Consider the following 13,738-nt stretch of genomic DNA (forward strand, 5'->3'; position numbering starts at 1 on the left):
AAAAACAATAAGCACAAAGTATAGCCGCTTTTAATCATTTTTAAAATGTTTTATTAGAACATTTATTGAACGATCAAAAGCTTAGAGGGTAAGTTAGCCTTTTAGTGTTAAAACAAACTTAACTTTTAAGGCTAAGTAGCCCTATTTTTTATAAACTATCAACTATCGATTTAATTAATTGTGGGCCTTTATAAATAAAGCCAGTATAAATTTGTACTAAATCGGCACCTGCGTTTATTTTTTCTTTCGCCGATGACACATCGTCAATACCGCCTACACCTATAATAGGTAACTGCCCATTAGTTAAACGCTTTAACTCGCTAACTACATGCGTCGCACGCTCCCTAACTGGCTGCCCCGATAAACCACCGGCTTCGTCAGCATATTGCTGACCCGCAACCATGCTACGCTCAAGTGTAGTATTGGTAGCAATTACCCCATCTATTTTATTACTTAGTAAAGATTCACTTACTTGAGCAATTTGGATTGGATCTAAATCTGGCGCAATTTTTACCAGCATAGGTACCTGTTTACCATGTTTAGCAACAAGATCAAGCTGCTCGTTTTTCAAACTTTGTAGTAAATCATCAAGGGCTGCACCGTATTGTAAATCACGAAGCCCTGGGGTATTTGGCGATGAAATATTAACAGTTATATACGAGGCATGTTCAAACACCTTGCGCATGCAATGTATGTAATCGTTTTTGCCTTGCTCATTCGGTGTGTCTTTATTTTTACCAATGTTAATACCTAAAATACCGGTATAGTTGGCTGCTTTAACGTTATTAACTAAATTATCAACGCCTTTGTTATTAAATCCCATGCGATTGATAATGGCACTTGACTGCGGCAATCTAAACATACGTGGTTTATCGTTACCAGCTTGTGGGCGCGGAGTAACTGTACCCACTTCAACAAAACCAAAGCCCATTTGTGCAAATGCAGTAATACACTCTGCATTTTTATCAAGCCCTGCAGCAAGACCAACGGGGTTTTTAAGTTCTAAGCCTAAAAAATTAACTGGTTTATTCACAATATTTTGTGACCAAGCAGCGCTTAATGGTGTATTGGCAAAACGACTTAAATTATTAAGAGCGAACTCATGCGCCCACTCCGCATCACGGGTAAACATAAAACGGCGAGCTAAATCGTAAAACATGAATATAATCCTCTTAAAATGCAGACAAAAAAATACCTCAGACTAGGCCGAGGTATTGTATAACAATTTTAACCATTAACTCATTATTTTCACCAAGGAAAATAATGAGTAGGCATTAATTATGGTTTTTATTCTATTACACGCAGTTATGGCTTAATAACATGAGTTCACGTAGTGCTACTGAAAACTTAGCAAAATCGTGAGTTTGTGATGTTCTAAACTCTGCAAGCATTTGCTTCCAACGTTGTAATAATAACTCTTGGCTATCCATCCATTGCTCAATTTGGCCATTAACATCTTTGTTATCATCGGCAAAACCGTTTAATACCACTTCTGCTAATGTACGTTGTTGCCAATCAAGCTCTTCGCGGTACGATGCACGCGCTAATGCCTGCCAATGGTTTGCTACTGGTTGCTTAGTAATTTGCTCTAAGAACCAATGTAAGCCCATGTTTGCACCAAGCTTGAAGTAAGTATGCGATACAGTATCGATACTTTGTTTCGAACTTGCTGAGATTTCAGCTAAGTCCATAGCAGAAAACAAGCTAGATAAACCAGTAATGCGATTAGCTAGTTCTGCAGGCACACCACTTTGTGTTAACTCTTGGGCAGCTGCAACTAAAAGCTCGCCTTCTTTATCAACCATATACGTTGTTAAATTAGCACTTAAATCTGCAAATGTTGGCGCAAAAAATTCAACTGTTTGGGTAATTGTTTGTGCTTTGTTGCGATGACGTAAGAACCAACGTGTTACACGACGAACCGTGCGACGTAATTGGTATAGCATTTCGGTTTGTACAGCAGCCGGAATTTTATTATCAAGTGCAACAACCGAGGCCCACGTATCGCTCATTTGGAACAACTCGCTGGCAATTGAATAACATAAAGCAATTTCAGCTTCATTTGCACCGGTTTCTTCATGCATACGCACCATGAAGTTAAGGCCCATATCGTTAACAATTTGATTAGCCAGTTTAGTGGCAATAATTTCTTTACGAAGTGGGTGATTATCCATCGCTTCGTTAAACTTCTCACGCAGTGGTAACGGGAACGAATTAACTAACAATTGACGGTAATATGGATTTTCCGTAATTTCATCTGTAACAAATGACTCTTTAAGTACCATTTTAGAGTACGACACTAAAATCGCTAACTCTGGACGTGTTAAGTCTTTGCCAGCTGCTGCACGTTCTGCTAATTCTTCATCACTTGGGATAAACTCAATCGCACGATTTAGCTTGCCTTCTTTTTCAAGAGCATGAATAAAGCGAATTTTCTCTTTAAGCGTTGATGAGCCTTTAGATTGAGTAATTGAAATAGTGTGTGTTTGACGATAACAATCATTCAATACCAGCTTAGACACTTCGTCTGTCATAGCGTATAAAAGTTCATCGCGTTGCTTGCGCGTTAAGTCACCTGAGGTAACTAAACCATTAAGTAAAATCTTAATATTAACTTCGTTATCTGAACAAGTAACGCCACCTACGTTATCAATAAAGTCAGTATTAACACGGCCGCCTTTCGCTGCAAATTCAATACGTCCTAACTGAGTTGCACCTAAGTTACCGCCCTCGCCAAATACTTTAGCACCTAGCTCGCCACCGTTAATACGCAGTGCATCGTTTGCACGATCCCCTACATCGGCGTCAGTTTCTTTGCTGCTCTTAACATAAGTACCAATACCACCATTCCACAATAGATCGTAATCCATCATTAGCGCAGCTTTGATCAGTTCAGTTGGTGTCATGCTGGCTTTTTTAGTGCCTAACATTTTTTTCATTTCTGGGCTTAGTGTAATCGACTTAGCCGCACGAGAGAAAACACCACCACCGGCAGAAATTAAATCTTTATTAAAGTCTTCCCACGATGAACGCGGTAATTTAAATAAACGTTCACGCTCAGGATACGTTGCTGCTGCATCTGGTGTTGGGTCAATAAAAATATGCATATGGTTAAATGCAACTTGTAAACGAGTATGTTTAGATAACAACATACCATTACCAAATACATCCCCTGCCATATCGCCAATAGCTACCACGGTAAAATCGGTTGTTTGACAATCAATATCCATTTCGCGGAAATGACGTTTAACTGATTCCCACGCGCCACGTGCTGTAATACCCATTTTCTTATGGTCATAACCCACTGAGCCACCTGATGCAAACGCATCACCTAGCCAAAAGTTATATTCATTTGCAATGCCATTAGCAATATCAGAGAAAGTTGCAGTACCTTTATCGGCTGCTACAACTAAATAAGCATCATCGCCATCGTGGCGAGTTACATCTACAGGCGCAACAATTTCACCTTGTACAATATTATCTGTGATATCTAACAAACCACGAATAAAGATTTTGTAACACTCTTGGCCTTCTTTTAAGAATGCTTCACGCTCAGTTGGCAATTGTTTACAAACAAAACCGCCTTTAGAACCTACTGGCACAATTACCGCATTTTTCACTTGTTGTGCTTTAACTAAGCCAAGTACTTCAGTACGGAAATCTTCACGGCGATCTGACCAACGCAAGCCACCACGGGCAACACTACCGTATCGTAAATGCACACCTTCAATACGCGGAGAATATACAAAAATTTCAAACGCCGGTAATGGTAATGGTACGCCAGGAATTAAGCTTGGCTTAATTTTAAACGATACATACGATTTAAATTGGCCATTGCCATCTTTTTGAAAGAAGCTAGTACGCAGTGTTGCCACTATCATATCAACGTATAAACGTATAATACGGTCATCATCAAGATTGGCTACGTTTTCAAGTTCTAAATATATTTCTGTACTAAGCTTTTCAAGTGTTTTTTCACTTGCAGGGCTTTTAACTGAGAACTTTTTAGTAAACAAGTTAACAATTTTTGCTGCAATGTGTGGATAATTTGCAAAAGTGCCTTCAATGTAAGCTTGCGAGAAGGTAACCCCAATTTGGCGCATGTATTTAGCGTACGCACGTAATATTGACGCTTCACGCCCAGTAAGACCACCCATTAATACTAAACGGTTAAAACCGTCGTTTTCTAAGCGGTTATTCCAAACACTGGTTAACGCAGCGCGAAAACGTGCTGAAATTTTATCAAAATCTGCCATCCCTTTGCTATCAATTAGCATAGAGAAATCCATGATCCAATTAATGCTACCATCGCTAGTTTTAACTGAATAAGGTGTTTCGCCAACGACACGTAAGCCAAAGTTTTCTAGCATCGGCATCACATCAGATAAGTGAATAGGCTCATCTTTATGAAATAAGCTTAAACGCACAACATTGCTGTTAGCTTCTTCTTGCGGGCGATAAAATAACATTTCAAGTTTGTTTTCATCGTTAAGCATTTCTAGCTTTTCAATATCAACAACAGCTGCACTTGGTAATACTTCATCTTTATATGAGCGAGCAAATGCTTGAGCATACTTACGGTTTAATTCATTACCGCGTGCTTCGCCAGCTTGCTCTAGTAAGGCTGATTGTAATTTATCTTCCCAAGTACGGGCCGCTTCAACTAAATTGTTTTCAATGTCTTTCACTTTATACTCTATATTATTATCAGTCACACGCACGGTATAATGAGTACGGGCTAGTGTTGACTCAGAGAAATAGGTTGTAAATTCGACTTTTTCGTCAGAATTAAATGCATTTGCTAAAATATTTTGCGTTTCATGACGCAGTGCCGTGTTATAGCGCTCACGTGGTACATAAACCATACATGAGAAAAAACGTCCATAGGCATCTTTACGTACAAACAAGCGACACATATCACGCTCTTGTACTTGCAACACGCCCATTGCAACTTCTAGCAATTCGCTTTCGCGGGCTTGTACAAGTTCATCTCGCGGGTAGGTTTCTAAAATATTAAGCACCGCTTTATAAGCATGGGTGCCTTTGGCAAAATCACACATTTGCATAATACGGTCAATTTTACTTTTAAGAACCGGTACGTCTGCCGCACTGTAGTTATAAAAGTTTGACGAGAACAAGCCAATAAAGCGATCCTCACCAATAACATTGCCTTTGTCATCAAAACGTTTTACACCAACATAGTCGATATAAGCCGGACGATGTACGCGTGATAATGAGTTAGTTTTAGTTAAAATTAGTAAGTTACTACTACGCGCATCTTGGCGAGCAGCTTCTGGTAATTCAGAAAGTAGACGAGTGTGTTCTACACCGGCATTTTTCATCAAACCTAAACTGGTTTCCATTACGCCTTTTAACTCGTAATCACCCTGTATTGGCGATAACTCATATTGGCGATAGCCCATTAGGGTAAAGTTGTCTTTAACTAACCAGTCTAAAAACTCAACCGTTTCATCTACTTCAGCATTATTTTTGCCAGCACGACGTTTTGGTAGCTCTTTACTAACTGCAATTAGCTTTTCGCGAATTGGCTGCCAGTCTTCTACCGCTACCGACACATCTGTAAGCACAGACTCTAACTCTTGTTTGAAAGACTCAATCACAGCTGAATCTGTTTGACGGTCAATTTCAATAAAGAATACTGTTTTGGTCGAGGTTGATTCTTGCTCTGCTTTTAAACCAGATAAACCTGAGATTTTGTCATTTTCATCTCGTTGGATTTTAAGCGGGCTATGTAGTAATAAGTGAGAGGCAATATTTTCACGAGTCATGGCCATACGTACTGAATCAACTAAAAACGGCATGTCTTTAGCTATAATCTCAACAATGGTATGCGATGACTGCCAGCCATCTTTTGCCACTTCTGGGTTGAAAACGCGAATAACCGCGTCATCAGACGTGTTCTTTTCTAGCGAATTCCAAAGGCTTAGTGCAGCACCATATAAGTCACTATCGTTACGATTAGCCAAATCCTCTTTAGACATATTGCTGTACAAGGCTTTGGCGAATTTTTCAACGAGTAACACATTATCAGCGCGAACTTTTTTGTGGATAAGCTTACAAACATTATCTAAAATAACTGAGGCTTGACCTTCATTTCGTGTCATTGTTTATTCCTTAAATCTATTACTGCTTAATAGCAGAATATTTGTACAGCATTTATTAGCGTGGAGTCGAACAAATTCTAACTCGTTTACAACTAATAAACAGCCTTTTACGATGAAAACATTTTTAGCTTTTCAGCTATTTGGTCATCTATTCACAAATTATAGATATAAATGGCCTTTACAGGCCATTTAGGAGCAAACTTATTCACTTTATTTTTTCTGGTCAGTCCAGAGCAAGCTACCAATTGCTGGTAAAAGCAGCACTGCACCCAGCATATTTACTAAAAACATGAAGGTAAGCAAAATTCCCATATCAACTTGAAATTTCAAATCAGAGAAAATCCAAGTACTCACGCCAATAGCAAGTGTAATACCGGTAAATAATACTGCACTACCGCGCTCAATTAACGCATTTCGATAAGCAACACTCAGCGGTACATTTTGTTTTAACTGTCCCATCATCGACGACAATATATAAATACCATAATCAACGCCTATACCCACACCTAATGCAATAACTGGCAGTGTAGACACGGTTAAGCCAATTTCCAGCTGTACCATTAGTGCTTGTGCAAGAGTAGATACCACATACAGAGGTAACACTACTGCAATGGTTGCTTTTACGCTTCTAAAGCTTAGTAAACACAAAACAATTACAGCGCCGTAAACATACAGCATCATCGGAATTTGCGCCGCTGACACTGACTCGTTTGTGGCTGCCATTACACCTACTGGGCCTGATGCGAGTTTAAACGCAACTTTATCTGTACCCTCTTCTTGTGCAAAGCGTTTAACACTTTCAATTACAAGATCAATTGTTTGCGCTTTATGATCATCTAAAAAGATAATCACTGGCATCACTGAGCAATCGCCGTTGAGTAATCCCGTGCTGGTTTCTACCCGCGAGGTAGATTGTACTAAGCTTGCAGAGTTACGTGGCAGGCTTTGCCATTTAAGGTTACCTTCGTTATAACCGGCATTTACCGACTGCGCTACCGAGCTTAAGCTTACCGCTGATTGCACACCGGCCACATTCTCTACTTTGTACTGAAAGCGGCTAATACGCTGCATCACATCATGCTCAGTACATGCTGCAGGATACGCTTCTACAATTACCTTTAAGATATCAGACGAAATGGTGTATTTGTCCGAGATTAAAAATGTGTCTTGGTTATAGCGTGCATCTTGGTGCAATGATGGTGCGCCAGCATGTAAGTCCCCAATACGCATTTTATCTGCTTGCCAATAACCAAGTGCAAATAACACTAAAGTAAAAGCAATTATCATTTTAGCAATTTTAGGATCGGTGGCTTTAACCAATAAATCTCTAATTGCATCAAGCATATTTGGCTTTTTAGCATCACCCGATTGAATATGTACACTATTTTCAAAGTGCATATACGACGCCCATACAGGGAGTAAAATTAGGTTAGTAAATATAATTACCGCAACACCTAAACTAGCAGTTATAGCAAGCTCTCTAATAATACCAATGTCAATGGTTAGCAGAGTTAAAAAGCCAACCGTATCCGATAACAACGCAATGCCGCCTGGGATCAATAATGCTCTAAAGCTTGACTGACAACATTCTCGCGTACTTTTACCCTCGCCTACTTTTTTACCTATCGCGTTAATCATCTGCACACCATGGCTCACACCAATTGCAAATACTAAAAAAGGTACCAAAATAGACATAGGATCTAAGCCAAAGCCTAAACTCGACAGTAGCCCTAATTGCCAAATTACAGCAATGATCGAACACATTATAGGTAAAATAGTCAGCTTTAAACTGCCACAAAATAGCCAAACCATAATAAAAGTAAAGGCAATCGCGATGGCAAAAAATACCACCACACCTTTTGCACCTTCGGCTATATCACCGGCCATTTTAGCAAAACCAATTATATGAATACTCACCTTGTCGGTGCTTAGCGGTTCACGTAGTTGTGTTTCGAGTTTTTGCGCAAATGCTAAGGTATCGAGCTTTTCTTGGGTTTGCGGATCGGTTTCCATTAATTGCGCTGTCACCATCGCACACGAATAGTCACTGGCAATCATGCGCCCAACTACTTTCGCTTTTTCGATATTTTCTTTAACGACCCCTAAACCCTGTTTATCGGCTTTAAAATTAGCAGGAATTATTGGCCCGCCGGCAAAACCATCTTCAACTACTTCAACAAATCGAGCGCTGGGTGAAAATATTGAATTTACTAAAGGTCGATTAACCCCAGGGATAAAATATAGCTGGTCGTGTACCGCTTTTAATTGGGTAAAAAATTCAGGATTAAATATATCGCCGCTGTCGTCACACACCGAAATTAAAATACTGTTAGCGCCACCAAACTGCTTTTCATGTTTGGTGTATACCTTCATATAATCGTGGTTTAACGGAATGTTTTTATTAAACGAGGCATCAAGTTGAATTTGTGTCGCTTTAAATGCCAATAAACAGGTTATAAGCACAAAACTTATAAGCATAATTAAGCGATGTTTAAATATCGCATTTTCTATAAAGTCTAAAATCTTATGCATTAAGGGGTCAACTCCTTCACTTTAATGCCATCTTCTGTTGCCATGATTAGTTTATTATTTAAAATCACACCATCTAAAATTGCTTTACCGTCGGCCAATTGCTCATGTGTAAGCTCAGCGTTTTGCAAATGAAAAATCACGCCGCTATTGGCCAACATTAGCCATTGTTCATTGTTATAATTTATGATGTTGTTAATCGTTGCTGTTTTTTTATTATCAAGGTGCTGCCAATTTTGATCACCTTGCTGGCGAGTAAAAACATTGCCTCGTAATCCTGCCACTACCTCTTGCTGCGCATTGGCGCTAAATGCAAAAAATGATCCTGGGTAAATTTCGTCAACTCGCTGCCATGTTAAGCCTGCATCGGTACTTTTTGCCATTAAGCCCATTTCACCCACTAACATTAAACCGTCTGGAGTTTGCTCAATGCGGTTAAAGTGCGGCAAAATTGAGGCTGTTTCTGCTTCATAACCTTCTGGGTCGTGTTCTTTTAAATCACTCAAATATTCTCTATCGTCACTAAATAATAGCGAGTCTAAAAAACGTTTTTGCCAGTGCTTACCACCGTCGCTGGTTTGATAAAACATGCCATAAGCCCCCACAGCATAACCATGTAGCTCATCTTTAAATAAAATATCTAAACACGGTTTATCTATCTCTGGCTTAGCTTGTTGTAAATGCCACGTTTTACCACCATTTGTAGTATTTATTATTGTTGCATCGTGCCCACAGGCCCAGCCATTGTTTTCATTAGTAAAATCAACCGCAGTTAACAATACTTGAGTTGGCACCGATTCTGCTTGTTGCCAATCAATACCATTAATACTTGTAATTACAGTGCCATGCTTACCAACAGCCACTAAACCCGCTTTAGTTTGGGTAATATCAGTCAATAACGTTTTATCGGCGTTTATTGCACTAATAGCAAATTGAGGAGTTTCTTGTGCAACACTCGCACCGCTGAGGATCAGGCTGGCATATACCAAATACTTCATAAATTTAAATCGCCTTGAACTGGGGAATTGTTTGTCTATTTAGGTGAGGAAAAGCCCCGCGCGTCAAAAAGACAAACGCGATGAGAAAGGAAAAAAGGCACCTAACTAATCGGTTAGGTGCCTACTATTAACTATCTACCTTCGCGACGTAATGCGCTTGATGTAAACTCATTGTCGTTAAACGACTGAGAAAAATCATACATTTTGTGCTGGTTATCTAAACCAATTGCTAAGTAACGACGAGAGTTTAAATCATGATAAACCTCTAACGTACTCCACTGCGTTGGTACTTCATAGTAGTTAAGGCCATAAGCCATAGCTACACGGTAAAGTTGGTCACGGTTATCGTAAATATCGGTAACCTGTACTTGCCAGCTATCTTCATCAATATAAAACACACGTTTTTTATAAATATGGCGCGTATCATCTTTTAAGTTAGCTTCAACCACCCACACACGGTGCTTTTCGTAGCGTGTATGCTCAGGGTTAATATGTCCTGGCATTAATATTTCGTCATAGCTTAGTTTATCGCTATGGAGCTTATAACTATTGTATGGAATATAAAGCTCTTGCTTACCTTTTAATGTCCAGGTGTAACGGTTTGGTGACCCGTTAAACATGTCAAAGTCATCAGTGGTACGTAAGCTGTCAGCTGCTGTACCTGGTGCATCATAAGCAACGTTAGGTGCACGACGAACACGACGTTGACCACTGTTGTAGGTCCATGCTTGGCGTGGCGTTAATATTTGGTCCATGGTTTCATGCACTAATAACGCAGTACCCGCTAGGCGTGCCGGCTCTGTTACTTTTTGTTTAAACTTAAACAAAATATTTGAGTCTTGCAGTTGCGCAGGTGTAGCACTTGGATCTGAGTATTTAACTAGTAGTTGCTCATCAAAACCAACATAGTTATACGAACCCGAAGCGGTAGGTGCTGCTTGGCCGCCAAAACGCTCAATAGACTGACCACGGTAACGTAGCAAGTGATTCCAAATTGCCTCTAAACCAGTTTTAGGAATAGGAAATGGAATACCAATTGCTGTACTTTTAATCCCATTACCGCCTTCTATTAGCTCTGCAGTGGGTGCAAATTGCTTAGTTGCATCATATACAAATTGCGGGAACGAAGCAGAGCGACGAGTTGCATATACTGGCATTTTAAAGGTATCAGGATACGCTTCAAATAACGCAATTTGGCCAGGGCTTAAGTTCGCTTTATATTTTTCAATATTGCTTTTATCAATAGTAAACAACACTTTATCCGTATTAAACGGGTCTAAGTGATGCATACCTGCTTTATAACCTGCCGGTGCTGCGGTAATACCACCATTCCACGCAGGAATAGAACCATCTGCATTGCCTGCTTTTTGAGCGCCTAGTGGCGTTAAGTCTGCACCTAAGCGCGCAACTTCTTCGCTGCTAATTTTAGCTAAAGCAGCGTGACTTGCAAACAAGCTACAAAATGCAGTAGCAATGAGGGTAGGTTTTTTAATCATAATAATATTACCCCTAAATAGAATATTTTAAGTTAAATGAAATGTAATCGCGATCAGAGAAGGTATTAATGTCGCCGCCACCCCAAAATGAGTTGTAGCTAACATCTAATGACCACGCATTTTGATAGTTAAAGTTCATGGTTGCACCTAACGATTTACGATCCTCTATAAACAAAAACATAGGATCTGGCGTGCTACCATTTACGTCATGAGAAAATACAAAACGTGGCGAAAAGTTAATACCGTTATACAGGTTATAATAATCACCTTTAGCAATTAAGCGATAACCCCACGATGTAGCCGTAGCAAATTGTTTTTGCTCTGCTCCATTTGATAACGCCATATGTAGCGCAGAATAATCAGAACTGCCTGGGCCGGTCATAATGCCACTACGCCCAGTACCAGAAACGTTTAAACGCATTTCATCGTACTCCGGCATACTATGAATACGCACGCCACCAACCTCACCTACCACAGCCCAGCTATCTGCACCCAAAGATGGGCCAAATAAATGCGTCGCGGTAAATTGTAATTGACTGGTATTACGCTCTATATAACCTTTTGCTAGCTCGCCTGGGCCAACAACACTAACTGCATTGCCTTGGCTCATTTGTGAAATACCTGCAAATTCAGGGCGTAAACCTGCCACTGCTAATTGCTCTGGCATTGCAGCGTAAAGTAGCTCTACGTCATCAATTTGTAGTGGTTCATCTTCGCGAAAAGTAAACTCACCGGCAAACGCAGTTTCACCTAAAGATGTGTTGAAGCTCAAACCATAGAGTTTAATGTCTTCTGGGTATTCATTTTTTGCTAAAGAGAAAGCTCTTAAATTATGAATATTATCTTCAGTGATTTCGGTCGTTGTAATCATTGCTAAATCTTGGGTAAGTGAAGCTTGAGTGAAATTAGACACTCGACCAGATACTAACGGGCGACGGCTATGATAATTCACATGATAAAATGCCACTTCCGTGTCATTAAATTCAGGTAAAAACACGCCTAAACGTAAACCGTATTGGCCGCCGTCATCCGGCTCTACTTTACCTTCATCGCCTTTACCTTTTAGTGCTACCTTAGTTGAATAGGCTAAATACATTTCGGCCAGTAGCGCTTTGCCTTGAGCACTTGAAGGATCAACGCCTTTGAGTGAGGCTGCTAGGGCAAAGTCAGAGGTTAAATTATTTAAACTGTCGGTTAAAAATGCTAAATCAATATCAGGATTTGAAGTAAAACCTAACTGCACATTTTGCTGATAACCATTTTCAGAGGCAAAGTCATTGGTAGAAAAATACGTTCCCGTTGCTGGTAAGCGTGTTTCTTGCCATTGGTATTGATAAAAACCCTCTAAGGTTACGTTATCAGTAATACCTAACGACGCCCATAACATACCAACAGGTATAAAGGCTTCTTTAAGCTCTGCACCAGGCGCTTTTAAACGGTCTATGTCAACTGGGTTAACGTTAATACCATGCGATATTAATGTACTTTCACCCCAATTTATTACTTGTTGACCAACGCGAATTGATAGCGGATTTTTTCCTTCATTTAAATCAAAGCTTGCCCATACATACGCATCTAATAAACGGATGTCAGCACAGCTTTGTGCTTTTGTATCTTTGTCATCACATGGATCGACGCCTTGGCCTGAGGTAGGGTTTACATAAGCACGATCGCCATCCATTAACTCAAAGTCATAAAAATACATAAATCGAGTAAACAAACCATAATTATCTTTACTGATAGATAGATCATGGGTGCCCTTTAATAGTTTTGAAAACGAATCACCACTATCAAAGTTTAAGTCGCCTGCATCACCATTGTTTGAATATGATCCTGGTTGCGCCCACACATCTTGCGATGAGTAAACGGTATTGTTTAAGGCTGGGTTATAACCCGTCCAATCGAATGAAGGGTTGTTACTTTTACCTATTAAGCCAAAGTCTCGGTCTTCTACACGAATACTTTGCCCATAAGAAAAAGTGGAGTCGAAAGTTATATCAAAACCTCCGGCTTCAAAAACTGCCGCTTGTGCAGTCATTGCAGATAACCCTAAGCTTGCGGCTGCTAAACCTATAGCGATTTTATTTTTAACAAAAAGCGATCTTCTTATCATTTTGGTTTCCCCCCTGTCGCGGGTCATTTTGTGTGATCAAGTTATTGTTTTTAGTGTAATCGTAACGATAGAAGCGAATTAAACAAATTACAAACAGTCGCCTTCAATCAGTCATAATCTTTTTTTATTCACTGACGTTTACGCAATGGTAAGACGTCATACCAGTAATTTATACACGCAAATTAACAATAGGACAAATCGAAATTAACAAAAAGGCAATATTTATGTATATCTATAACATAAATACAAGCGCTTAGGCTACTCGTTCGAGGCGGATAAACTTATTTTCGGGGGTAAGTATCAATCTAAACCTACCTCGCACCCCTAAACTAGAAATGTAGGGGCGCAGGTAGTTTGCGGCAAATCGAATGGTTTTACCGCTGTCATCTACAACTTGTACTGAGCTATAACGTCCATGGTAGTAATCCATGCATTCGTTGTAGCTCAAATTTAATCTAAAATAATATTCAATCATGA

7 protein-coding genes are annotated in these 13,738 nt (G+C 39.7%); all 7 read right to left on the reverse strand.

Annotated elements, in window-relative coordinates:
• Window positions 1–148 precede the first annotated feature (148 nt).
• The 7 genes from pyrD to J5X91_RS00385 all read right to left on the reverse strand — a co-directional run bounded on the left by pyrD (window position 149) and on the right by J5X91_RS00385 (window position 13,736).
• Window positions 149–1,159 carry a quinone-dependent dihydroorotate dehydrogenase gene (gene pyrD / locus J5X91_RS00355; protein WP_208833836.1) on the reverse strand — a complete coding sequence of 337 codons (1,011 nt, stop codon included), beginning with the start codon at window positions 1,157–1,159 and terminating at the stop codon, window positions 149–151.
• Window positions 1,160–1,295: 136 nt separating this feature from the next.
• The gene (locus J5X91_RS00360; protein ID WP_011328348.1) at window positions 1,296–6,125 is read right to left on the reverse strand and encodes an NAD-glutamate dehydrogenase; all 4,830 of its coding nucleotides are present in this window, start codon (window positions 6,123–6,125) and stop codon (window positions 1,296–1,298) included.
• A 210-nt stretch (window positions 6,126–6,335) separates the two neighbouring features.
• Complete coding sequence (locus J5X91_RS00365) at window positions 6,336–8,657, reverse strand: MMPL family transporter (protein ID WP_011328349.1); 2,322 nt, start codon at window positions 8,655–8,657, stop codon at window positions 6,336–6,338.
• Window positions 8,657–9,652 (reverse strand): YCF48-related protein, encoded by a 996-nt coding sequence (locus J5X91_RS00370; RefSeq protein ID WP_011328350.1) that lies wholly within the window; start codon window positions 9,650–9,652, stop codon window positions 8,657–8,659. The genes J5X91_RS00365 and J5X91_RS00370 overlap by 1 nt, the downstream gene beginning before the upstream one ends.
• A 131-nt stretch (window positions 9,653–9,783) precedes the next feature.
• Complete coding sequence (locus tag J5X91_RS00375) at window positions 9,784–11,148, reverse strand: DUF1329 domain-containing protein (protein WP_011328351.1); 1,365 nt, start codon at window positions 11,146–11,148, stop codon at window positions 9,784–9,786.
• Window positions 11,149–11,161: 13 nt separating this feature from the next.
• Window positions 11,162–13,261 carry a DUF1302 domain-containing protein gene (locus J5X91_RS00380; protein WP_208833837.1) on the reverse strand — a complete coding sequence of 700 codons (2,100 nt, stop codon included), beginning with the start codon at window positions 13,259–13,261 and terminating at the stop codon, window positions 11,162–11,164.
• 253 nt (window positions 13,262–13,514) lie between these two features.
• Window positions 13,515–13,736, reverse strand: a complete 222-nt coding sequence (locus J5X91_RS00385; RefSeq protein WP_086998601.1) for a DUF2835 domain-containing protein — start codon at window positions 13,734–13,736, stop codon at window positions 13,515–13,517.
• Window positions 13,737–13,738 lie beyond the last annotated feature (2 nt).

The sequence above is a fragment of the Pseudoalteromonas sp. K222D genome, from assembly GCF_017653575.1.
GTDB lineage: Bacteria > Pseudomonadota > Gammaproteobacteria > Enterobacterales > Alteromonadaceae > Pseudoalteromonas > Pseudoalteromonas nigrifaciens.

What these genes read in the sequence shown, in the direction of transcription:
- pyrD (WP_208833836.1), bottom strand. Translation starts at nt 1,159, where the DNA reads ATGTTTTACGATTTAGCTCGCCGTTTTATGTTTACCCGTGATGCGGAG.
- J5X91_RS00360 (WP_011328348.1), bottom strand. Translation starts at nt 6,125, where the DNA reads ATGACACGAAATGAAGGTCAAGCCTCAGTTATTTTAGATAATGTTTGT.
- J5X91_RS00365 (WP_011328349.1), bottom strand. Translation starts at nt 8,657, where the DNA reads ATGCATAAGATTTTAGACTTTATAGAAAATGCGATATTTAAACATCGC.
- J5X91_RS00370 (WP_011328350.1), bottom strand. Translation starts at nt 9,652, where the DNA reads ATGAAGTATTTGGTATATGCCAGCCTGATCCTCAGCGGTGCGAGTGTT.
- J5X91_RS00375 (WP_011328351.1), bottom strand. Translation starts at nt 11,148, where the DNA reads ATGATTAAAAAACCTACCCTCATTGCTACTGCATTTTGTAGCTTGTTT.
- J5X91_RS00380 (WP_208833837.1), bottom strand. Translation starts at nt 13,261, where the DNA reads ATGATAAGAAGATCGCTTTTTGTTAAAAATAAAATCGCTATAGGTTTA.
- J5X91_RS00385 (WP_086998601.1), bottom strand. Translation starts at nt 13,736, where the DNA reads ATGATTGAATATTATTTTAGATTAAATTTGAGCTACAACGAATGCATG.